Raw genomic sequence first — 23,014 nt, forward strand, 5'->3', positions numbered from 1 at the left:
ATTATTAAAACATCATCAACATATAATTATTATATGGCGACACAATTTTTAATGAGGAATAAAAAAACACAAATGAAATTAATACAATAAGCATAAAATATCCAGATTTATATTTCCTAGATAGATATTTTAATGGCAAAATCAAAGCAGAAAGATCAAATAGAGCTAAAACCTCAGTAAATCGAAGAGAAAAAACATCATTCCAAGAAAAAATAATTTGTAAAAATAGACTACAAGCTAGAAAATAGATAAATATCTTTTCTTTTTCATTTGTTTTATTAAATACAAATGCCATTATAAAATAGAACAAAAACAAACGAACTAAATAATAAACAGAAAAAATTGATATCTTTGTCGTATGATAAGAACCATTAATATAAACTTCAACTCTACTAGATCCAATTAAATGCATTAACTCTACACATAGAGGTGATAAAACAAAAGCAATGAGTGGTATAAAAAATAACACATATCTTTTATTCAAAAAAGAAATGTAATTATAAATAATATAAAATACAGGTATAATAATAACAGACAAATGAAATGTTAAACTAAATATAAATAAAATAACACTCAATATTTTCTTTTTATCATACCAAAGTAATACAGCACATGAAGCAATTCCCATAGCCATTGCAACACGAACTTGAGTAAATTCTTGAGTTAAATATAATCTAGAAAAAACAAGTAATACTAATATTCCCACATAATATTTATCAAAAGCTAATCTACAAAATATAAATTTAGCAATTATGCTTATAGTTGCAATCAATGAAAAAAACAAAGCAAAATTATTTGAAAATAAACTTATGACCTTATATAGAGATAAAAAACCTATATCTTTTCCTTGTAAAACATGAGCTATAAAATTTTCTTTATCTACATTCAACCAATTTATATATGAGTTATAATCATGATCTATACCAGGAACTCTCAACCCCGCAAAAAATATAAGGAAGACTACTAATAACAATGTATATAAATCACAAAATCTTACATATGATGAGTGTCCATTAGCCATTAATCCATCATAAATATAAGCATATATTAAAAGCCCTAAAAATAACAGAATATAATAACTCATTTAAAATGGCCTTTCCCCATATTAGAGATAACACCATCAAATATAGCTTTCGTTAAAAGCCCAAGAGAATATATTTTTCTTTTTGACATTAAAGAATAATAAATAACATATTGTGGTACTTTTATTAAATAAAGTAGCTTAGAGTTAAATGACATACTCTTTGAACGCATTAAATATACTGCATTTCTAACAATAAAATAATTTCTGAAATCAGAATGTAAATTGATACTCCGACCTAATGCTTTAGATGTTTCATCACCTATACTATGTCGCATTATGACTGTTGGTATAATAAAAGATTTATACCCATAAAGATGATTTGCACGTTCCCCCCATTCAATATCAACCCAATCAATAAACAAGTCATCATTCATACATCCAATTTCTTTTAATATAGACATACGAATGAGAGATCCAGAAGCGATAATATAATCACTGCCAACAGGTTCAATTGAATTAATATCAACAGGTATACGCTTTACATAAAATAATTTTGCTCGAATTGCATTTACAGATTCATTTGTTTTCTCATCAATAAATGCAGGACCAACAGTAGCAACTTTTATATTCTTTTTTAATAATTCATTTTCAGCCGTTAGTAACCCTTTAACCATATTATCAGGAAGACTACTATCTTGATCTAATAATAACACATGATCATAGTTATTATCTTTAGCATATTTGATTCCGATATTCTGTGCAGTTGCTATTCCTTTATTTTCATTCAATTCAAAATATTCAACCTTATTCGGAATAATATTTAAAATATCATCTATGCTATTTTTGACAGATATAGGAGAGTTATCAACGATGCATATATCTTTTACTTGATCTTTTAAACTAATAAGTAATCTTTTTAATAACTCTTTTTCTGGATTAAACAAAACTATAATTGGCAGAACACTATTCAAAATACATCAACCTATTTATTAATTAATTTATAAAAATCATTTCCAATAATATCCCAAGAAAACTCACTAATTTTCTCTACATTAGAATTTATTTCTTTTTTTATTTCATCGTCATTTAATGAATAGTAATATTCAATTTTATCTAACAATTCCTTTTCATTAAATGTGTCAATTTTAAAATTTGACTCTAATTCACATAATGGAGAATAATTAGAAATAACGATACAACCAGAAGCCATACCTTCAGCGCATGGATAATGAAATGCACCATCTTCAATTAAACCACATGCAATTAACAAATCATTTTTTCTATAAAAACACGCTAAATCATCATCACTTTCAATGGGAAAGTATTCATACGAAATATTATTCTCTCGTAAAATACATTTACATTCATCATCTAAATAAACAGCAATATTAAGAATAAACTCTTTGTCTTTTGGTATTTTTGTTATTATTTTGATAATATCAATAGTACCTTTATGCTTCTCTTTCCTTCCAATAATACCTATTTTCTTTATATTTTTGTTTGTTTTAATTTCCAGATGAAATAATGTAGTGTCAACACCAGCAGGAATAATTCCGATATATTTATTAATATTAGATGGTAATAAATTCGAACTATTAACTATTTTCTGCAATGGTAACTTATATGTCATGTACACAATAGTTTTCATGACTATCGATTTATAAAATAAAACCTCATAAGCTTGAATATAATATACTTTTTTAATTTTAGCATTAATAAATAAAGCCAAATAAGCAGTTACGTTAAGCCCTGAAATAATGACATCTGCATTTTCTTTACGACATGCCATAATAAGATTATATATATTAGATAAAACTTTAAATAATTTTAATCCTTTATTCTTTGCTCTTACTTTTTTTATTTTTGCTTTCGTTGGGTAGTAAGGATCCCCTTTATTATCTAAGACAACAAATGAAACATCACACCCCAAATCAACTAGTTCTGATGCTATTTTTGATAAAACTCGTTCACCACCAGAACGGCTAAAACCAACGACAGGTATTATTATTTTCATTTAAAACCATCTTTTCCTTTGAAATTCAGATGTAATACAAAAAGAATCATTATTAAATATACTAGATAATTAATAAAATAAGCAATTGTAACACCCTCAACACCATAAATACCGATCAAGAAATAACTTAAACAAATAAAGACAAGCGAAGATATAACTTCAGTAATAACAAAATAAAAAGTAACGCCTTTTGATATTAATATATATGCATACATCCATGACAACATTTTAACAACATCGCCAGCGAGTTGATATTTAAATAAATCTCTTGCTTGATGGAAATCACTTGTAAATAAAATAGATATACTTAAATCTCTAGTAAAATAAACTATCAAAGCCATTACTGTAATAATTGGCATTATAACAATTACTGTTTTATTAACTTCTTTTAATATTAAACTATCAGATTTTATTGATGCTAATTTTGGTAAATAATAGGTACTAAGTGAAATTGTAATAACTGACAAGTATACATCCGATATTTTCCAGACAGCCTGCCATTGTCCAGCCAAATCCCACCCAACATTTTCTACCAATATATTTCGAATAATAATTAATGATAACGGCATCGTTAATGCTGTTGTTACAGCCATTAACATATACTCACCAATTTTTTTCTTATGCTCTAATTCAGTTGTTCCCCACCAATATTTCAATTTAAACCAAGGTTGTTTTAATGAAGCAATTATCATTATTAAACCAGAAACACTTGAATTTATTGCAGCTGCAGTTAGTGCTCCTTTAATATTTGATAAATAGATCAAAAAAATCATTACAATAGTAGAAACAACTGTTGATATGGCACCCAACAAAATATAACGCTTATATTTTTGTTGCCCATTAATAATAGAGGTAATTAAAGTATTTATCGCGGTCAAAGGTAAAAGAATTGCAGTAACAATAATCAACCAATAATATTCATTATTATCAAACAACCAAATTGATATACTTGACGAAAAGACACAAACAATTGGAACTATAATTAATAATATTCCAAGAACCCATTGCAAAGAGGCCTTCCACCAAGGTGAACATTTATCATAGCCATTATTTATATTTTCAGCAGTATATCGAACAACACCGGCACTACCTGGAGCATTAACGAGTCCATTCACAATTCCAATTGCATTTTGAAACTGACCCAACATTGCTAAGCCTGTTGGGCCAGTATAAATAGCTATCACTTTTGAAATAATAAAGCCGGTTAGCATCCTTAATAATGTTAACAAACCACTTAATGCTGTAACTGATAATAACCGTTTCACTACTTGCCATACTCATTAATGGCATTAATAACATTTGATATGTCAGAATTAGTCATTGTTGGATCGATAGGTAAACTTAATACTTGTTGATGAATTTCTTCCGTTAATGGTAATGACAATGAATTCCATTGCGCATATGCTGGTTGTTTATGAGGCGGAATAGGATAGTGAATAACAGTTTGGATATTATTCTCCATTAAATAATGCTGTAGCTTATCTCTTGATTTAGTTTGAATCACGAAAAGATGAAAAACATGATGCTCATCTTTTTTCCATTGTGGTAACTGAATTAAAGAATTAGTAATTTCATTACGATAACGATTAGCAATTTCTTGACGACGTTCAGTTTCTTGATCTAAATATCCTAATTTAACTCTAAGCATCGCAGCTTGAATTTCATCTAAACGAGAATTAATACCTGCATATAAATTTTCATATTTTTTATGAGAGCCATAATTACGAATAGCTCTAACAGTTTTAGCTAGTTCATCATCATTAGTTGTTACCGCACCAGCATCACCTAAAGCACCAAGATTTTTCCCTGGATAAAAGCTAAACCCAGCGGCATCTCCCCAATTGCCGGCTTTTTTACCGTCAATACTAGCACCATGTGCTTGGGCACAATCCTCTAATACAAGTAAATTAAATTCTTTTGCTATGGCCATCAATTCTGGCATAGGAGAAATTAATCCATACAAATGTACTGGTAAAATCGCTTTAGTTTTATTAGTTATTGACGACCTAACATTTTTCAAACATAAGTTATATGTCTCTGGATTTGGTTCAACAAACACAGGAACTAATTTATTTTCGGTAATAGCAAGAATAGAAGCAATATAAGTATTAGCAGGGACAATAACTTCATCACCATCCTTTAATCTTCCTAATTCTTTCCAAGCTCTGATAACTAAAATTAAAGCATCAAGTCCATTAGCTACACCAATGGCGTGTTTTGTCCCACAATAATTTGAAAATTCACTTTCAAATAATTCAAGCTCTTGCCCCATAATATACCAACCAGAATCAATCACTCTAGAACAAGCATCTTTTAATTCTTGCTCATATTGGTTATTAATAGCTTTCAAATTTAAAAAATTAATCATGCTTCTAATTCTCTATTATATCTAATAATTTTTGCGGGGTTTCCATATACAACAGCGAATGGTGGTACATCTTTAGTTACTACACTTCCAGCACCAACCATACAAAATTCACCTAAAGTAACACCTGGTAATATTGTTGAATTGGCACCAACCGAAGCATTTTTCTTAACTGTCGTTATAAGAAATTTTTCAGGGTATTTTTTTGATCTAGGTGTTTTATCATTGGTAAATGCAGCACAAGGTCCAATAAAAACATTATCCTCAATACGGATACCATCCCAAAGATAAACACCTGATTTTATAGTTACATTATTTCCAACAATAACATCATTTTCTATCAATGTATGCGCACAGATATTACAATTATCACCAATAACAGCATCTTTAAATACAACAGAATATTGCCAAATTCGTGTGCCTTGACCAATATTTATAGATTGAACGTCACTCAAAGAATGAATCATTATTTATTTAACCCTATAGCTAAGAAATCATCATAATTTCGAATATAATCTTGTTCATCATAATGATCGCTTGCAAGTACAATTAATACACAATCATGACTAAAGTCATACATTTCATGCCATTGCATTACATCAATAAATAATCCTTTATTTGGCTTATTTAAAATAATTTCTTCTTTTTGCTTACCATTATCCATAATGAAACGACATTCACCTTGGATACATATTGCGATTTGCTTTAGTTCTTTATGGGCATGAAAACCACGAGCAACACCATCTTTTGTTCCAAAAATATAATAAATACGTTTAATATCAAAAGGAATATTCTGATATTGCTCTAACGAAACTAAACTGCCACGTTCATCACCAAGAATATTGAAATCAATTAAGTTAATTAAGCTCATTATGAATCCATTTATAATAAAATATTTTCAATAAAGGATAATGCAGACTTATCCTTTTCAGATAATAAAGGTTGATCAATTAATGGCCAATTAATATTTAAGGTTAAATCATTCCATAAGATAGAATGTTCAGCGCCTGGATTATAATAATCTGTACACTTATAAACAAACTCTGCCTCATCACTCGTTACATAAAAACCATGGGCAAAACCTTCAGGAATCCAAAATTGTCGCTTGTTTTCAGCAGAAAGATAAACCCCAACCCATTGACCAAATGTCGCTGAATCTTTACGAATATCAACCGCGACATCGAAAACTTCGCCAGAAACTACACGGACTAATTTACCTTGAGTATTCTCTGTTTGGTAATGTAACCCTCGTAGAATTCCTTTTGTTGATTTGGAGTGATTATCTTGTACAAATTTCGTCGGATTACCCGTGACTAAGTCTTCAAACTTCTTTTGGCTCCAAGTTTCCATAAAGAAACCGCGATCATCTCCAAAAATAGTTGGTTCAATAATTTTCACATCAGGGATACTAGTATCGATAACTTTCATTATTCTTCTCTAATTTAGTCTTAAACGTAATCAGCTAAATGATTTAATGCTAATTGCCAGTTACTTGCTGGAATATTAAACACTGTTGTTATTTTGTTAGTATTTAATGTTGAGTTTGCAGGACGTTTAGCTGGCGTTGGATACTCTTCTGTTTTAATCCCTTTAACATCAGGTGATTTAACTAATAATCCTTGGTCAACGGCTTTATTAAAAATTTCTTGTGCGAACTCACACCAACTTACATGTGGCAAACCTGAAAAATGATAAATTCCGTAATTAGTAGTATCAAATAATTTATTTGAATCTGTAATTACTTGTGCCATCTTAATTAAAGCAGCAGCAATATCACCTGCATAAGTAGGACCACCAAATTGATCAGCAACAATACCTAAAGTATCTCGCTGCTTCGCAAGGCCAAGCATTGTTTTGACAAAATTATTTCCATACTCACTAAAGACCCACGCAGTTCGTAAAATAATATGTCGAGGGCAAACTTCAGCAACAGCCTCTTCACCTGCAAGCTTTGTAATACCATAAATACTTTGAGGATTAACTAAATCAGTCTCGACATAAGTCGTTTCTTTTGTACCGTCAAATACATAGTCAGTTGAGATATGAAGCATAAGCGCGCCGATTTCATTAGCTGCTTGTGCTAAATATTTAGGACCATCGCGATTAATTGCATACGATAGTTCAATTTGTTGTTCAGCTTTATCGACTGCAGTATGTGCTGCGGCATTAATAATGACATCAGGCTGAAACGAAGATACATAATGACTAACAGCATCTTGTTGAGTAATATCAAGTTCAGCACGATCAACTGCACAGATCTCAACGCTTGCCTTATTCTGTAATAAGTTGACTAAACAACTTCCAACTTGCCCATTACAGCCCGTGATTAATACTTTCATTTTTCAATCTCTATCAATCTTTAATTAAACGCGTTAAATACTGACCATACTCATTTTTCATCATTGGTTTAGCTAACTCTTTTACTTGATTAGAGGTTAACCAACAATTACGCCAAGCAATCTCTTCAAGGCAAGCTACCTTTAAACCTTGAATGTTTTGAATAGTTTCAACAAATGAAGATGCTTCATGAAGACTTTCATGTGTCCCTGTATCTAACCAAGCAAATCCTCGCCCTAGTAGCTCTACATTTAGTGAACCATCATGCAGATACATTTCATTCAACGTTGTGATTTCTAACTCACCACGATGTGACGGTTTAACTTGTTTAGCCATTTCAACGACACGATTATCATAGAAATATAATCCTGTTACCGCATAATTTGACTTAGGTTGTTGCGGTTTTTCCTCAATAGAAATAGCTTTCATTTTATTGTCAAATTCAACCACACCAAATCGCTCAGGGTCTTTGACTTGGTAACCAAATACTGTCGCGATCCCTTGAGAAGTCAGCTCCTTAGCATGGTTAAGTTGTTGTCCAAATGATTGACCATAAAAAATATTATCGCCCAAGACCAAACACACACTGTCATTACCAATAAACTCTTCACCAATAATAAATGCCTGTGCTAAACCGTCAGGAGAAGGCTGTATCGCGTACTCAAGATTAATACCAAAATCGCTACCATCACCAAGTAAACGACGAAAACTATCATTATCTTCAGGTGTCGTAATAATCAGAATATCTTTAATACCCGCCAACATTAATGTTGATATCGGATAAAAAATCATTGGTTTGTCGTAAATTGGTAGCAACTGCTTAGATACACCACGCGTAATTGGATAAAGACGAGTACCCGAACCGCCAGCTAAAATAATTCCTTTCATTTTATTTCTCTTTTTTATTATTAGTTGTAGTACCTAAACGTTCAAAACTGTATGAACCATCTAATACTCGGCTCCACCATTTTTGATTATTTAAATACCAATTAACAGTTTTACGAATACCTGATTCAAACGTTTCTGCTGGCTTCCAACCTAATTCACGTGCAATCTTTGAAGCATCAATTGCATAACGTACATCATGTCCCGGACGATCAGTAACATATGTAATTAAGTCTTGGTATTGAGTCACACCTTGAGGTTTATTTGGAACTAATTCTTCAAGTAATGAACAAATAGTTTTAACCACATCAATATTGGCTTTTTCATTATGGCCGCCAATATTGTAGGTTTCACCAACTTCACCTTTAGTCACCACCGTATAAAGTGCTGATGCATGATCTTCTACATATAACCAATCACGTATTTGCATGCCATTGCCATAAACCGGCAAACTCTTACCATCTAAAGCATTTAAAATTATTAGCGGAATAAGTTTTTCTGGAAAATGATAAGGCCCGTAGTTATTTGAGCAATTAGTAACAACCGTTGGTAAACCATAAGTACGAAGCCAAGCGCGAACTAAATGATCACTTGAAGCTTTAGATGCAGAATACGGACTTGATGGTTCATAAGAAGTTGTTTCAGTAAATAAATCATCCGTACCTTCTAAATCTCCATAAACTTCATCAGTAGAAATATGATGGAAACGGAAAGCAGCCTTACGTGTTTCTTCTAATTGATTCCAATAAGCACGTGTTGCTTCTAAAATAGTATAAGTACCAACAATATTAGTTTCAATAAATGCCGCAGGACCATCAATTGAACGATCGACGTGACTTTCAGCGGCTAAATGCATAACTGCATCAGGTTGATATTCGGTAAAAACACGGTCTAATTCAGCACGGTCACAAATATCAACTTGTTCAAAAACATAACGTTCATTATTCTCTATATCAATTAGTGATTCTAAATTTCCAGCATAGGTCAATTTATCAACATTAATAACACTATCTTCAGTATTTTTAATTATATAACGCACAACTGCAGAACCAATAAAACCAGCACCACCTGTTACTAAAATTTTCACTCAATCACCTTTATTATTAATATACTTTATTTTTTGAAATTTTTTATAAAGTCAACAATGACAATTAAAAATGAACCAAAAATAATCCCAAGTACTAATGAAACCATCATTATAAATGACTTACTGGTACTTTGTAATGGCTGTACTTTTGATGTTTTTATAATATATGGATTATCAATAATATTATTTTTTTCACTAATTAATATTTCTGATATTTTTTCATTTTCATTTTGAAGAGTTATTAATTTTGGTTCAATTATTGGTAATATTTTATCAGAAGAATATATATTTAGCTTTTCTTTCAACCCTAAAACACCCAGATTAATATTAAATATATCATTATTATTACTAACATATGGTTCTGGGATTATTATTTTTGCTGCTTGTGCTATTTTTATAGCATATTTTATTCTTTCTTTTTCAATGTTAATATTATTTTTAGTTTTAATTAAAAGCTTATTATAGTCATATTTTAATTTGTCATTATAATCACTAACTTTATTTAAAATAATCAATCTTGATTTTTTCAATGAGATATTAGAGATATACTCATTATAACTGGTTAATATTTTGTAAATGTTATTTTTATCATGATTAATAAAAGAAATTTCATAATTTATTTTATTAATATTATTTATAGATAAATTATTTATAAATGAATCATCATAATCATATTGTTTTAAAAAACTCACCTTATTATCTAAAGATGAAAACTCTTTTTTATATACATCAAGTAAAGTATCGTCAGAAAAAGTTTCAAAACCATCTATATGAGAATTTAGATAATCAATATTCATATCATTTGAAATTTCAACAGATATTAATCCATTTACATTCCATATTATTTTTTTTTGTGATATATATATAAAAGCACAAATAATAAAGAAACAGGCAGATAAGAATATTATTTTCTTATTTGACCATAATAATATTAAACAATCAGATAATTCATCTCTATTTAAAGACTCTGACTGTTTAATGTTTATTTGAGAGTTACTCATACCCATCCTCAAAAAACACGCTACCGCCCTTGGGATATGCCATAAACCCACAAAGCATTCATTCTAATTTTAAAATTCATCCATAACGCCATGCTACAGCATGCAATTATGCCATTAATTTATCGCTATATTGCTGAACTAATTGCCAATCGCTTGGGCTAAGTTCACTTTTTGCATTCAACAAGCTTTGTTTTACTTTTAGTTGCATTTGAGTAATGTCAGAAATGTCTTGTTGCTCACAATCAGCAGCGGCAAGTGAGATATGGCCGCGTAAATAGCCACCAGCAAACAATTCATCATCCGTTGCACTATCAATATTGTCATCAATAAGTTGCAATAGTTTTTGTTCATAATCGTGGATCATGTTCTATCCTTGCAGTTAAGCATAATCAGTTAATGGAATTGGTTTAGGAAAATCAGCCGCCGTTAGCGGTGCAATATCATAAAATTCACGAAACGCATCAGATAACATTTTGGCTCGCTCTGGAATACCATTCGTTAAATAATTGATAACTTGCTCTCGTACTTTTGAGGTAAAGCCCACTCTATCAGGCTCACAGTTACCACTTAAATTATCGCAACTTACTTGATATTTGAACCCACAGCTAGCAGATAAAATCCACTCTATTGCTTGTGGTTTAATCTCAACCACTTCAAATGCCGCTTGTACTTCAGCACTACGTCCGTCGGGTTGATACCAATAACCATAGTCTTCTAATAACCGTCTTGCTTCACCCGCAATACACCAATGCCCTAATTCATGCATTGCAGAGGCATAATAACCACGTGCAAAGATAATTTGATGGTGAATACGTTCCTCAGAGGCAGGAAGATAGATAGGCTCATCGCCACCTAATAATAGCTCAGTATTTAAACGTTCTAAAAATACTGAGTTAAACAAACGAATAAGATCGTTATAGTCATGATTTATATGTTTTTTCATTTAATTATAATTTGTATGTCGTCATTATTTAACGAACAAAGTATATAGGTTTTCATAACTGAGCGCGAATTCTCCTTGTCATTTATACGTCATAGATATTATTTATATCATTACTATAAATATAAGTTTTACATGAGCTCAATTCATCCTTAAATTAATTATTTTCATTAGAAGTTGAGAACCGTCACTATTACAATACTGCTATCATCATGATTAACAACGGGCATCACAGTTCTTATGCTACTTTCTATTTTATACATTATCGGTATTACAGCAGAAGCAATGACAGGCGCATTAGCGGCTGGTAAACGTCATATGGATTGGTTCGGGGTAATGTTAGTAGCAAGTGCAACTGCTATTGGTGGTGGAACGGTTCGTGATATTTTACTCGGTCATTACCCTCTTGGTTGGGTAGCACATCCGCAATATTTAGTCATTACTTGTCTTGCTGGCTTATTAACAACGGTATTAGGCAAATGGGTCGTTCGTTTCCACAAGATTTTTATCATTCTTGATTCTATTGGTTTGATTGTCTTTAGTATTATTGGCTGTCAAGTCGCTATCACTATGGGATTATCGCCAATTATTTGTGTTGTAGCTGCGGTTGTAACGGGAGTTTTTGGTGGGTTACTTCGCGATATGATCACTCGTCGCAAGCCAATGGTATTACACAAAGAACTCTATGCGTCAGTGTCTTTCCTTGCTGGTATTATGTATGTCACGATGTTGCACTTTAACGTACCTGCTGATATTACGACACTAGTAACATTGATTGTTGGCTTTAGTTTACGTATGGCTGCCGTGTTCTTTAGCTGGAGCTTACCCGTATTTAAGTTCGAAGAAGCAGAAGTGTAAAATCTACCTCTTTAGGTATACAAGTTAATTAAGCCACAACAAGTTAAAGTATGAGGCTATCTGAGAGATATTTACTTTTGCTACAACAGAAATAAACTAGCAAAGGGAATGACGATGGATGGTTCGCATTCACTATAAGAAATGACGGAATAAAATTATTCCGTCATTTCAATATTAATTTACAGCGAAACCAAGCTCTAAATCTTTGGCGTTGTTGTGACTACATCTGCATTTTGACCACGATTACGCAATAAGTGATCCATCAGCGTAATTGCTAACATCGCTTCAGCAATCGGAACCGCCCGAATACCAACACAGGGATCATGACGACCTTTGGTGATCACTTCAGCTGATTCACCTTGCTTAGTGATGGTTTCACCCGGAATACTGATACTTGAGGTCGGTTTTAGTGCAATATGCGCAATAACATCTTGCCCTGATGAAATCCCCCCCAAAATACCGCCCGCATGATTGGTTTTAAATCCTTGTAATGTCATGGCATCACGGTGCTCACTGCCCCGTTGTTCAACCACATCAAAACCATCACCAATTTCAACCCCTTTAACGGCATTGATACTCATTAATGAATGGGCAATATCAGCATCTAAACGATCAAATACCGGTTCACCTAAACCTACCGGTACATTACGAGCAACCACGGTAATCTTAGCGCCAATCGAATCACCGTCTTTTTTAAGGTTACGGATCAGCTCATCAAAGGCGTCGACTTTATCGACATCAGGGCAGAAAAAGGCATTTTGTTCAATTTGTTGCCAATCAACCTTATCTATTTTTACATCACCCATTTGTGATAAGTAAGCACATACTTCTATTCCATGCGCTTGTTTAAGGTATTTTTTAGCAACAGCACCCGCAGCAACACGCATAGCGGTTTCACGTGCAGATGATCGACCACCACCACGGTAATCACGTACACCATATTTCTGCTGGTAAGTATAATCTGCGTGACCGGGACGGAATAAATTCTGAATATTAGAATAATCTTTTGAGCGTTGATCGGTATTTTCAATCAGTAAACCAATCGATGTACCCGTAGTTTGACCTTCAAATACACCGGATAAAATCTTAACTTCATCCGCTTCGCGACGTTGAGTAGTATATTTTGAGGTGCCAGGGCGACGACGATCAAGATCGTGTTGCATGTCAGCTTCTGTGAGTGCTAATCCTGGTGGGCAACCGTCAATAATACAGCCCAATGCTACCCCATGACTTTCGCCAAAGGTGGTAACGCGAAACAATTGTCCTATGGTATTTCCAGCCATGACTTCCCCTGTGAGATATCTATGCTTACATGCATTTTTAATTATGGTAATGAATACATACTGCAAAGATGTGATTTGAAAAGCAAGGAATACATTCATTCTACGACGCGCTGGTAGTAGATTCCCTATCGCCCTCTCGGGCATTCACTGTAGGGAATGACGGTGGGTGGGTTCTGCCATTCATTGTACGAAATGACAGGCTGGAATTAACACCACAAAAAAGCGACAGGCTTTCACCCATCGCTTTTATTCGTACTTATCGTCTTAACCTCAAGACTCGTACCTAAAACACTTATCTCTTACGCTACCGCTAATACTTTATCCGCTTTTGCTTTACGGAATTTCTTCAGTGATACCGCAACAAATGCTGTAACTACCATACCTGTTGCCATACAGACTAAAGCAAGCAGTGGTTTGTTCATCGCACCTAATAATGCAACCACTGGACCACCGTGAGCAACGCTGTTAGTGATACCAAACGAGAACGCCATTACTGCGGCAACCATGCTGCCTAATACGTTTGCTGGAATAACTGAGATTGGATCTTGCGCTGCAAATGGAATTGCACCTTCAGAGATACCCACTAAGCCCATTGCACCCGCCGCTTTACCTGCTTCAATTTCTGATTGCTCAAAGATGTTAAGCTTACGACCAATCACTGTCGCTAACCCCATACCCAGCGGTGCTACAGGAATTGCACATGCCATCGCACCCATAAATTGAGTTTGACCATTGGCTATCATGCCGACAGAGAACAAGAACGCCACTTTGTTAAATGGACCACCCATATCAAAGCCCGCCATACCACCGAGCACAATACCGAGCAAGACAACGTTACCTGTGCTCATTTCAGTTAGCACAGTGTTCATGGTATGCATTAGACCTGCAATTGGCGCACCAATAACAAAGATAAACGCACTTGCAATAAATAATGTACCTGTAATTGGTGCAATAAGAATCGGCACTAATGGTTGTAATAATTTATGGTATTTACGTGTTGCAACCCAACGTACAAAGTAACCCACTAATAGACCTGCAATAATGGCACCGATAAAACCTGTACCTGCATCTGCGCCATAAAATGAGCCGTTATTCGCAATCCAACCACCAATGAAACCCGGTGCTAATGCTGGACGATCACCAATCGCATACGCTATGTAACCTGCAAGTACTGGAATCATTAATGTAAAGGCGACTACACCGACATCAAGGACTTTTTGCCACATGCTACCTACAGGGATCTGCATTCCCGCATCTGTTGGCTGTCCACCAATCGCTAATGCCAACGCAATTAACAAACCACCGGTAACAACAAACGGGATCATGTGTGATACACCATTCATCAAGAAACAGTATAGATCTGAACGCGCTTTAGAAACTTTGCTTTCACCACCATCTAAACCATCGCCATTAGCATCAAATGGTTTTGCGACTAATGCTTGTTGAATAACGCCTTTGCCATCTTTTATCGGCGCTTTTACGCCAGTCTTAATTAATTTTTTACCCGCAAAACGATCCATATCGACTTGCTTATCACAACTGACAATGATCGCTTCTGCGCGGGCAATTTCTTCTGCGGTTGGTGAGTTTTTAACACCGATAGAACCGTTCGTTTCAACTTTAATTTCATAGCCTAATTCAGCGGCCGCTTTTTCTAATGCTTCCGCTGCAAGGTAAGTATGGGCAACGCCAGCAGGACAGCCCGTAACCCCAATCAATAAGCCTTTATCTTGGGGTAATGTTGCCACCACTTGTTTTTCGGCAAGTAATAATGCCAATGCATCAGCCGGTGTTTTCGCAGCGAGGAATGCGTCAATAAAACCATCTTCAATCAGTTTTGATGACAACTCAGCCAACACTTCAATATGGTGATTATCACCGCCATCAGGAGAAGCAATCATGAAAAATAGTTTTGATGGTAAGCCGTCTTCTGCGCCGTATTCAATACCTGTACGGCTAACACCAATCGCCACCGCTGGTTTAATAACAGCGGCACTTTTAGCATGAGGTAATGCAACGCCCTCTTCAAAACCAGTGTTACCTAACTCTTCACGTGCTTTAACATCGACTAAAAATTGGGTTTTATCCGCAACGCGACCTTGTTGAACTAAAATATCTGCCATTTCAGCAAACACTTCATCTTTGGTGGTTGCTTTAAGGTTGAGGTTAATCAACTGCTCATTGATGAGGGTGGTAATCATATTCTATCCCCGATAATTTTATTATGGGCTCGATGACATTGTATTCGTCATCAGCATGGCAATATTGTCGGTTTTTTAATGGGGATAAAGTAGAGTACAAAACAGGCTTTAACTGGAAATTTGTAACATTAAACTCTCAGTGTGAGCTATAACTCATATTTTCCATTGTATATAAAACAAGTTGAACCGTGAATTTATACATTTAACTTCAATAAGTTATACAATTAACTATATATGAAAATACCAAAAAACGATTATCAAATAATTTTATCAACTATCAAAATAAGGCTTTAAATATGCAGTTAGGTGGAATTTTTAGTGCGATAGATCACAGAAAGGAGGGGGTTAGGAAAAGCAGTTTATTATTCGTCATCTATTTCAACCACAATGACTCTACGACGCGCGGATAGTAAATTCCCTATCGCCCTCGCGGGCATTTACTGTAGGGAATGATGAGCCTATTATTCACATCTCGAAAGTTGAGGCATGATACTATCCGCGACCTACTCACCACGTACTTGAGCCTTAAAGAAACCAGTGAAACTCTATAATACAACCACTATGACTCTACAACGCGCGGATAGTAGATTCCCTATCTCGTTCGTAACCTCACTGTAGGGAATGACGGGGGTTGATTTAGCATTCACTGTAGGGAATGACGAAATAATTACCACAAAAAAAGCGACAGGCTTTCACCCATCGCTTAATCCATTATCCTGAGAACTAGAGACTCACAACCTCGTCCCTGCTCTTCCCTATAACCCTTTAGTTATACGCGCGAGCAAACATACCATCACAATGGGCTGAATATGCTTTTGCATAAGCAGGAATAAACACTGACTGGCCTTTTTCAAGCGTCAATGTTTCACCATTTTGATGCGTCACTGTTAGCGGTGCATCAATCGCAAATAAAATTTCAGCACTGGTATTTTGTAATGCAATATCATTAACTTGCTTATACACGCTGAATTTAAAATCAGGCACAGGGATCTGATAATCTAAACCACCAGCAACCATTGTTGGCGCCAGTAATAGTTCATTCGCCGCCATGCTCTTAAATTCAGTATTAGCGACTAACTCGGGTACATCCATAAATTTAGGCGTCAAACCTGCACGTAGTACATTGTCGGAGTTAGCCATAATTTCAAGGCCAGTTCCTTTAATGTAAGCATGTGGCGTACATGCACTTAGGAACATCGCTTCGCCTGGTTGTAATGTTAATACGTTCAACATTAAAGGAACAAACAAACCGATATCGCCTGGGTATTGCTCAGATAAATCAATCAATAACGCAAATAATGGCTGCTCTTTATGTTCATGACAGAACGCTAAAAGCCCATTAACAGCAACCTCTTTACGCTCACCCTCAAGCGATAACATTGCTTCAAAAAAATCACGTAAACCGGTTTCAGTTTGATTGGCTACGAACGTATTAACAAGATCGCTGATCACATCGAGATTGATGGTGGTAAATAATTCAACAATCTCAGCTAGCTCACGAAAACCATTCATTGCTTGATAAGGGGTTAATGCAAACACTAACTCAGGTTTATGGTTAGGATCTTTGTAGTTACGGTTAGCCGCATTACGTGCAATACCGGTTTTTTCTTCTTTCGCATAGCCTATTTCAGCTTGATGCTTACTTGGGTGAACTTGAACCGATAATGCTTTCTCAGCCGCTAACACTTTAAATAAATATGGCAACTCAGCAAATTTAGCTTGGGTTTCTGCACCGATAATTGCATCAGGATCTGTGGCAATAAAATCAGCTAAACGTACTGCTTCACCATTAACCGTGATCACAGAACAACCATTTGCATGGGCGCCCATCCATATTTCAGCTTGTGGTTTTTGGTCTAGATTTGGAATAGCAAACAGTTGTTCAATTGATGTTACACTGCCCCAAGCATAATCTTGGATCACGTTATCCATCTTGAAAAAGACAGTGCGGGTAGAGTCAGTCATTGTCAGGTCCTATTGTTATTATTGTTCACGATATTTATGGCATCGCATCAACCATTATTATTGACGCCATGCGCTAACTAACAGCACTATAACAAAACTTAATCGGTTTATTCAGCACAAACTCATCATCCTGCCACCACCATTCCAAACATAAAGTGAATTTCATGGACAATGTTTTCTTAAATTTAATTGATTCGGTGTTAACTGAACGGGAAAGTTTTAATCGCATTTGGTTTGCTGGCGGTAAAACTCAACCACCGCAATTTAGTTATCAAGTCAATTTTCCACGGCTCGAATTGGTGCTAAAAGGCGAATATATTAATCAACTTGATGATGGTGATAATGGCATCTGTCAAATTAGTTTAATGGGGGGGGATGCGATCTATATTCCACCCAACAGTTGGAATAAACCAAGCTGGAATACCGAATGTTCAGTGTTGAGTTTACTGTTTGGAAAGCGACAATTGGGTTTTAGTTTAGTCAGTAAAACCAAAGATAGCCCCAAGTTTTATGATGTTCAAAAACACTCAATTCAAGCATGGACGGGGCATGCGGTTGATCCGATCTTAACGGCCTTGAATATGTTAGCTACCGAGCCTCAGCAACAACCGATGGATGAACATTTATTGCAAGCCTTGCTCAGCTACACGCGTAACATGCTGCATGTACCGTTGCATCAATCAAAAAATCGCACCGAAGATCTGTATCAAGGGATCTGTATTTATATTCAAGAAAATTTTCACCGTGCCATCAGCCGCGATACCATTGCTAATCGGTTTAACATTACCCCCAATCACCTTTCGCGTTTATTTCGTCAACAAGGCCATATGCGGCTCGCTGACTATATTTGCTGGGTACGGATTGAACGTGCCAAATTTATGTTACGCCAATACCCATTTCGATTAACTGAAATTGCTAGCCGCTGCGGTTTTGTCGATGTAAATTATTTTTGTCGCGTATTTAAAAATAAAACGGGGTGTACACCATCAGAATACAGAGTCGTCACTTAACTTCCGTTATCTTAATGCTTCAATAACCAATGCTTTCAATTCTTGAGGCTGTTGAGCTAATGTTAGCGCAGTACAATAATCCTCGTTTAATAAACATTTTGAAAACTGCGCAAACGCCATCAGCACCACTTTCTGAGGTGGCTTAGGCAATATCATCGCAATCGCACGACTAATATTACCGCGAGATGATCCCCAATCAATTGACGGATGCTGACACACTATCGCCATTGCAGGCTTAACGATCATTTCATGCATCACGTGCGGCAATGCAATACCCGGCCCCATCACCGTTGCTGAAATGGTTTCTCGAGCTAATAGTGCTTGCAGTAATGCGGGTTGTTGCTCAGCGGTAACGGCTTGTTGTGCCACCAGCATGTGGCTTAATTGCGTAATTGTTTCTGTTTTATTACTGCCACTCGCATGACAATCAGCCCAACCAATACTGGTTAACGGCAAACTTATCTTAAATGGCACTGATGGTGAGAATTGTGTCAATGACAGCGCATATTGAGCAATAAAATCCGTTAGCACTAAATTTGCTAATTCGGCGTCATTACCATTGATGATTAATTGGCATAACGCATACGGTTTATTCGCTAATGACAGCATTTTTAATGGCTGTGATACTGGCGCGCGCGTTAATTGACGTACATTGAATAACTCAACTTTAGATTGAAAATAGGTGGTCAATTTTTTGAGTTGGTTAAGTTGGTAAGAAGGCAGACCTGCTGCTCCACAATAGAAGGTGATCCGTCGCTCTAACATCCGTTATTCCCTTAATATTACGGCTTACTTATTAACGTCATCTATCATTGGCACAATTGCTGACAACGCTCAATCACAGCAGTGGCATCAACTAAGACTTCTTCGATGGTGACACAGTGAATACGACTACCAGTGAAACGAGCCCGTTGTTCAACTTCAATATCTGAGGCTATTAATACAATATCTGCACAAGCAATATTTTTAGCCGTTAAAAAGTGCTCAATCCCCATCGCACCTTGGGTTTCGACTTGGATTTTAATTCCCATTTGATGCGCAGTTTTATTAAGTACATCCGCCGCCATATATGTGTGTGCTATACCCGTTGGGCAGGCTGTTACCGCGACAATTTTCATTTTCATCCCTAAACTTATAACGATTAAATACCAAGGCGCATAAATAAGCAGCCAGTGATGCAGAATATCATATTTTATTACAGAAAATGACGGGAGTTAATCCGTACGTTCACTGCAAGGAATAACACTAGTTATTATCCGTCATCTCGGAAGTTGAGGTTCGAAGCTATCCGTGATCTATTCATCGCGTGCTTGAGCCTCAAAGACGCCAGCAAAAGTAAGTCTGATGGATATAATTATTCTACGACGCGCTGATTGTAGATTCCCTATCTCGTTCGTAACCTCACTGTAGGGAATGACGGTGGTTGGGTTTGGCATTCACTCAGCCTATTATCCGTCATTCCGGAAGTTGAGGCTCGAAGCTATCCGTGATCTATTCATCGCGTGCTTGAGCCTCAAAGACGCCAGCAAAAGTAAGTCTGATGGATATAATTATTCTACGACGCGCGGATGATAGATTCCCTATCTCGTTCGTAACCTCACTGTAGGGAATGACGGTGGTTGGGTTTGGCATTCACTCAGCCTATTATCCGTCATCTCGGAAGTTGAGGCTCGAAGCTATCCGTGATCTATTCACCGCGTGCTTGAGCCTCAAAGACGCCAGCAAAAGTAAGTCTGATGGATATAATTATTCTACGACGCGCTGATTGTAGATTCCCTATCTCGTTCGTAACCTCACTGTAGAGAATGACGGGGGAAGGTTGGCATTCACTCAGCCTATTATCCGTCATTCCGGAAGTTGAGGCTCGAAGCTATCCGTGATCTATTCATCGCGTGCTTGAGCCTCAAAGACGCCAGCAAAAGTAAGTCTGATGGATATAATTATTCTACAACGCGTGGATGGTAGATTCCCTATCTCGTTCGTAACCTCACTGTAGGGAATGACGGTAATTGGGTTTGCCGTTCACTCAGCCTATTATCCGTCATCTCGGAAGTTGAGGCTCGAAGCTATCCGTGATCTATTCACCGCGTGCTTGAGCCTCAAAGACGCCAACAAAAGTAAGTCTGATGGATATAATTATTCTACAACGCGCGGATTGTAGATTCCCTATCTCGTTCGTAACCTCACTGTAGGGAATGACGGGGTTGGGGTTGGGTTTGGCATTCACTCAGCCTATTATCCGTCATCTCGGAAGTTGAGGCTCGAAGCTATCCGTGATCTATTCATCGCGTGCTTGAGCCTCAAAGACGCCAGCAAAAAAAGTCTGATGGATATAATTATTCTACAACGCGCGGATGGTAGATTCCCTATCTCGTTCGTAACCTCACTGTAGAGAATGACGGGGGAAGGTTGGCATTCACTCAGCCTATTATCCGTCATTCCGGAAGTTGAGGCTCGAAGCTATCCGTGATCTATTCATCGCGTGCTTGAGCCTCAAAGACGCCAGCAAAAAAAGTCTGATGGATATAATTATTCTACAACGCGCGGATGGTAGATTCTCTATCTCGTTCGTAACCTCACTGTAGGGAATGACGGTGGTTGGGTTTGGCATTCACTCAGCCTATTATCCGTCATTCCGGAAGTTGAGGCTCGAAGCTATCCGTGATCTATTCATCGCGTGCTTGAGCCTCAAAGACGCCAGCAAAAATAAGTCTGATGGATATAATTATTCTACAACGCGCGGATGGTAGATTCCCTATCTCGTTCGTAACCTCACTTTAGGGAATGACGGAGGAAGGTTGGCATTCACTGTAGGCGATGACGGAATTACACCAACAAAAAAAACGACAGGCTCTCGCCTATCGCTTTTCATTTATTCTTGAAACTGGCTATCTAGTTTCTTAACAACGCGCTGTTACTCTTCGCGCTTTGATTTCCACTTTTTAATACCGTTGCTCTTGCCACCAAAACTTGGTTTGCTATCAGCACTTGGTGTTGACGTACGCGCAGGACGATCATCATTATTACGACGAGGCGCATCAGCACGGTATCCACTGTGGCTATTACGCTCTTCATTCTGATTACGGCTACTACGGTTCGCACCATCGGGACGACGATTAAAATCACCCGTACCGCTGTAAGTTTTAAACTGTTTTTCAGCGGCATGACGTTCATTACGCGCTTCTTGTGCACGGTGATCATACAACTTCGCGTCAGTTGCTTTTGCGATCGTACGGCCTTCAGCATCGGTCATTGACGCTTCTTCAGTACCGCTTGATTGTGAAATCAACTGTTGAATTTCAGCGATTTCAGCATCGGTTAAATAACGCCATTTGCCATTTGGTAAGCCATCAATTGTAATATTCATGATACGTACGCGACGAAGTTTATATACTTCATAACCTAACGCTTCACACATACGACGAATTTGACGGTTTAAGCCTTGTGTTAAAACGATACGGAATGAGAAGTTCGTTTCTTTAGTCACTTTACACGGCAGCGTAACAGTATCTAAAATCTCAACACCTGATGACATTTTTTCAAGAAATTCAGGGGTAATCGCTTGGTCAACACGCACTACATATTCTTTTTCATGCGAGTTACCGGCACGAAGAATTTTATTAACGATATCACCGTCATTGGTTAAGAAAATAAGACCATCAGACGGCTTATCTAAACGACCAATCGGAAAAATACGCTTACGGTGATTAATGAAATCAATCACGTTGCCTTCAATATGGCGCTCAGTCGTACAGGTGATACCCGTTGGCTTATTAAGCGCGATATAAATTGGACGTTCTTTGCTACGTAATGGCTTATCATCAACCAATACTTCGTCTTTATCCATTACTCGCATACCCATTTCAGGCATAGTGCCATTAAGGGTTACACGTCCCTGATCAATCAGCTTGTCCGCCTCACGGCGTGAGCAATAGCCAGTATCACTGATAAATTTATTAAGTCGAACCCCTTTCGGGCTCTGCTGTTCAGTAGAATTTTGTGACATGTTTTTCTTCTATAAAGGGCTTTAGGTCGATCAGGGCA

Annotated in this window: 22 protein-coding genes; 2 read left to right on the forward strand and 20 right to left on the reverse strand. The window is 36.3% G+C overall.

Annotation, left to right across the window (positions count from 1 at the left end; translation table 11 throughout):
• Positions 1-4 precede the first annotated feature (4 nt).
• From C9J51_RS07305 to C9J51_RS07370, 14 genes are all read right to left on the reverse strand, one after another.
• Positions 5-1,084, reverse strand: coding sequence for an EpsG family protein (locus C9J51_RS07305; RefSeq protein ID WP_045039944.1), 1,080 nt, complete (start codon positions 1,082-1,084; stop codon positions 5-7).
• Entirely contained in the window at positions 1,081-1,995 is a 915-nt protein-coding gene (locus tag C9J51_RS07310; protein WP_052668006.1) for a glycosyltransferase family 2 protein, read from the reverse strand. The genes C9J51_RS07305 and C9J51_RS07310 overlap by 4 nt, the downstream gene beginning before the upstream one ends.
• Positions 1,996-2,006: 11 nt before the next feature.
• Positions 2,007-3,038 carry a glycosyltransferase family protein gene (locus C9J51_RS07315; RefSeq protein ID WP_107250879.1) on the reverse strand — a complete coding sequence of 344 codons (1,032 nt, stop codon included), beginning with the start codon at positions 3,036-3,038 and terminating at the stop codon, positions 2,007-2,009.
• Positions 3,035-4,303, reverse strand: a complete 1,269-nt coding sequence (locus C9J51_RS07320) for an O-antigen translocase (RefSeq protein WP_107250880.1) — start codon at positions 4,301-4,303, stop codon at positions 3,035-3,037. Before C9J51_RS07320 ends, C9J51_RS07315 begins: the two co-directional genes overlap by 4 nt.
• The gene (locus C9J51_RS07325) at positions 4,303-5,406 is read right to left on the reverse strand and encodes a DegT/DnrJ/EryC1/StrS family aminotransferase (RefSeq protein ID WP_107250881.1); all 1,104 of its coding nucleotides are present in this window, start codon (positions 5,404-5,406) and stop codon (positions 4,303-4,305) included. Before C9J51_RS07325 ends, C9J51_RS07320 begins: the two co-directional genes overlap by 1 nt.
• On the reverse strand, positions 5,403-5,870 hold the full coding sequence (locus tag C9J51_RS07330; RefSeq protein WP_209428654.1) for an acyltransferase: 468 nt from the start codon (positions 5,868-5,870) through the stop codon (positions 5,403-5,405). Before C9J51_RS07330 ends, C9J51_RS07325 begins: the two co-directional genes overlap by 4 nt.
• The gene (locus C9J51_RS07335; protein WP_045039947.1) at positions 5,870-6,274 is read right to left on the reverse strand and encodes a sugar 3,4-ketoisomerase; all 405 of its coding nucleotides are present in this window, start codon (positions 6,272-6,274) and stop codon (positions 5,870-5,872) included. The genes C9J51_RS07330 and C9J51_RS07335 overlap by 1 nt, the downstream gene beginning before the upstream one ends.
• A gap of 11 nt (positions 6,275-6,285) precedes the next feature.
• Entirely contained in the window at positions 6,286-6,831 is a 546-nt protein-coding gene (gene rfbC / locus C9J51_RS07340) for a dTDP-4-dehydrorhamnose 3,5-epimerase (protein WP_045039948.1), read from the reverse strand.
• A gap of 20 nt (positions 6,832-6,851) precedes the next feature.
• The gene (gene rfbD, locus C9J51_RS07345; protein ID WP_045039949.1) at positions 6,852-7,742 is read right to left on the reverse strand and encodes a dTDP-4-dehydrorhamnose reductase; all 891 of its coding nucleotides are present in this window, start codon (positions 7,740-7,742) and stop codon (positions 6,852-6,854) included.
• A 13-nt stretch (positions 7,743-7,755) separates the two neighbouring features.
• A complete protein-coding gene (rfbA, locus tag C9J51_RS07350; protein WP_045039950.1) occupies positions 7,756-8,628 on the reverse strand; it encodes a glucose-1-phosphate thymidylyltransferase RfbA in 873 nt (290 codons plus the stop codon).
• A 1-nt stretch (position 8,629) separates the two neighbouring features.
• The gene (gene rffG / locus C9J51_RS07355) at positions 8,630-9,712 is read right to left on the reverse strand and encodes a dTDP-glucose 4,6-dehydratase (RefSeq protein WP_045039951.1); all 1,083 of its coding nucleotides are present in this window, start codon (positions 9,710-9,712) and stop codon (positions 8,630-8,632) included.
• A 26-nt stretch (positions 9,713-9,738) separates the two neighbouring features.
• A complete protein-coding gene (locus C9J51_RS07360; protein WP_045039952.1) occupies positions 9,739-10,713 on the reverse strand; it encodes a hypothetical protein in 975 nt (324 codons plus the stop codon).
• A gap of 106 nt (positions 10,714-10,819) precedes the next feature.
• Entirely contained in the window at positions 10,820-11,077 is a 258-nt protein-coding gene (locus C9J51_RS07365; protein ID WP_045038306.1) for a YfcL family protein, read from the reverse strand.
• A gap of 15 nt (positions 11,078-11,092) precedes the next feature.
• Complete coding sequence (locus tag C9J51_RS07370) at positions 11,093-11,644, reverse strand: elongation factor P hydroxylase (protein ID WP_045038336.1); 552 nt, start codon at positions 11,642-11,644, stop codon at positions 11,093-11,095.
• Positions 11,645-11,893: 249 nt separating this feature from the next.
• On the opposite strand from C9J51_RS07370, the gene C9J51_RS07375 reads away from it, so the two are divergent.
• Positions 11,894-12,511, forward strand: coding sequence for a trimeric intracellular cation channel family protein (locus tag C9J51_RS07375; protein ID WP_045038305.1), 618 nt, complete (start codon positions 11,894-11,896; stop codon positions 12,509-12,511).
• 197 nt (positions 12,512-12,708) lie between these two features.
• Here C9J51_RS07375 and aroC read toward each other — a convergent pair whose 3' ends face one another.
• The 3 genes from aroC to manA form a co-directional block, all read right to left on the reverse strand.
• Positions 12,709-13,794 carry a chorismate synthase gene (gene aroC / locus C9J51_RS07380; protein WP_045039953.1) on the reverse strand — a complete coding sequence of 362 codons (1,086 nt, stop codon included), beginning with the start codon at positions 13,792-13,794 and terminating at the stop codon, positions 12,709-12,711.
• A gap of 299 nt (positions 13,795-14,093) precedes the next feature.
• Positions 14,094-15,995 carry a PTS fructose transporter subunit IIABC gene (locus tag C9J51_RS07385; protein ID WP_045039954.1) on the reverse strand — a complete coding sequence of 634 codons (1,902 nt, stop codon included), beginning with the start codon at positions 15,993-15,995 and terminating at the stop codon, positions 14,094-14,096.
• A gap of 765 nt (positions 15,996-16,760) precedes the next feature.
• Positions 16,761-17,960: a mannose-6-phosphate isomerase, class I gene (gene manA, locus C9J51_RS07390; RefSeq protein ID WP_045038302.1), complete on the reverse strand. Its 1,200-nt coding sequence runs from the start codon at positions 17,958-17,960 to the stop codon at positions 16,761-16,763.
• 164 nt (positions 17,961-18,124) lie between these two features.
• Between manA and C9J51_RS07395 the strand changes: the two genes are divergently transcribed.
• Complete coding sequence (locus C9J51_RS07395) at positions 18,125-18,970, forward strand: helix-turn-helix transcriptional regulator (RefSeq protein ID WP_045039955.1); 846 nt, start codon at positions 18,125-18,127, stop codon at positions 18,968-18,970.
• Between the two features lie 6 nt (positions 18,971-18,976).
• On the opposite strand, the gene C9J51_RS07400 is transcribed toward C9J51_RS07395, so the two are convergent.
• The 3 genes from C9J51_RS07400 to rluF form a co-directional block, all read right to left on the reverse strand.
• Complete coding sequence (locus C9J51_RS07400; protein WP_045039956.1) at positions 18,977-19,735, reverse strand: PTS sugar transporter subunit IIA; 759 nt, start codon at positions 19,733-19,735, stop codon at positions 18,977-18,979.
• Between the two features lie 44 nt (positions 19,736-19,779).
• Complete coding sequence (locus C9J51_RS07405; RefSeq protein WP_045038300.1) at positions 19,780-20,088, reverse strand: PTS fructose transporter subunit IIB; 309 nt, start codon at positions 20,086-20,088, stop codon at positions 19,780-19,782.
• A gap of 1,796 nt (positions 20,089-21,884) precedes the next feature.
• On the reverse strand, positions 21,885-22,976 hold the full coding sequence (rluF, locus tag C9J51_RS07410) for a 23S rRNA pseudouridine(2604) synthase RluF (RefSeq protein ID WP_107250886.1): 1,092 nt from the start codon (positions 22,974-22,976) through the stop codon (positions 21,885-21,887).
• Between the last annotated feature and the right edge of the window lie 38 nt (positions 22,977-23,014).

This window comes from Photobacterium iliopiscarium (assembly GCF_003026395.1).
Lineage (GTDB): Bacteria > Pseudomonadota > Gammaproteobacteria > Enterobacterales > Vibrionaceae > Photobacterium > Photobacterium iliopiscarium.

Coding starts and splice junctions, on each gene's coding strand:
- C9J51_RS07305 (WP_045039944.1), bottom strand. CDS start 1,084: ATGAGTTATTATATTCTGTTATTTTTAGGGCTTTTAATATATGCTTAT.
- C9J51_RS07315 (WP_107250879.1), bottom strand. CDS start 3,038: ATGAAAATAATAATACCTGTCGTTGGTTTTAGCCGTTCTGGTGGTGAA.
- C9J51_RS07325 (WP_107250881.1), bottom strand. CDS start 5,406: ATGATTAATTTTTTAAATTTGAAAGCTATTAATAACCAATATGAGCAA.
- C9J51_RS07330 (WP_209428654.1), bottom strand. CDS start 5,870: ATGATTCATTCTTTGAGTGACGTTCAATCTATAAATATTGGTCAAGGC.
- C9J51_RS07335 (WP_045039947.1), bottom strand. CDS start 6,274: ATGAGCTTAATTAACTTAATTGATTTCAATATTCTTGGTGATGAACGT.
- rfbC (WP_045039948.1), bottom strand. CDS start 6,831: ATGAAAGTTATCGATACTAGTATCCCTGATGTGAAAATTATTGAACCA.
- rfbD (WP_045039949.1), bottom strand. CDS start 7,742: ATGAAAGTATTAATCACGGGCTGTAATGGGCAAGTTGGAAGTTGTTTA.
- rfbA (WP_045039950.1), bottom strand. CDS start 8,628: ATGAAAGGAATTATTTTAGCTGGCGGTTCGGGTACTCGTCTTTATCCA.
- C9J51_RS07360 (WP_045039952.1), bottom strand. CDS start 10,713: ATGAGTAACTCTCAAATAAACATTAAACAGTCAGAGTCTTTAAATAGA.
- C9J51_RS07365 (WP_045038306.1), bottom strand. CDS start 11,077: ATGATCCACGATTATGAACAAAAACTATTGCAACTTATTGATGACAAT.
- C9J51_RS07375 (WP_045038305.1), top strand. CDS start 11,894: ATGCTACTTTCTATTTTATACATTATCGGTATTACAGCAGAAGCAATG.
- aroC (WP_045039953.1), bottom strand. CDS start 13,794: ATGGCTGGAAATACCATAGGACAATTGTTTCGCGTTACCACCTTTGGC.
- C9J51_RS07385 (WP_045039954.1), bottom strand. CDS start 15,995: ATGATTACCACCCTCATCAATGAGCAGTTGATTAACCTCAACCTTAAA.
- manA (WP_045038302.1), bottom strand. CDS start 17,960: ATGACTGACTCTACCCGCACTGTCTTTTTCAAGATGGATAACGTGATC.
- C9J51_RS07395 (WP_045039955.1), top strand. CDS start 18,125: ATGGACAATGTTTTCTTAAATTTAATTGATTCGGTGTTAACTGAACGG.
- C9J51_RS07400 (WP_045039956.1), bottom strand. CDS start 19,735: ATGTTAGAGCGACGGATCACCTTCTATTGTGGAGCAGCAGGTCTGCCT.
- C9J51_RS07405 (WP_045038300.1), bottom strand. CDS start 20,088: ATGAAAATTGTCGCGGTAACAGCCTGCCCAACGGGTATAGCACACACA.
- rluF (WP_107250886.1), bottom strand. CDS start 22,976: ATGTCACAAAATTCTACTGAACAGCAGAGCCCGAAAGGGGTTCGACTT.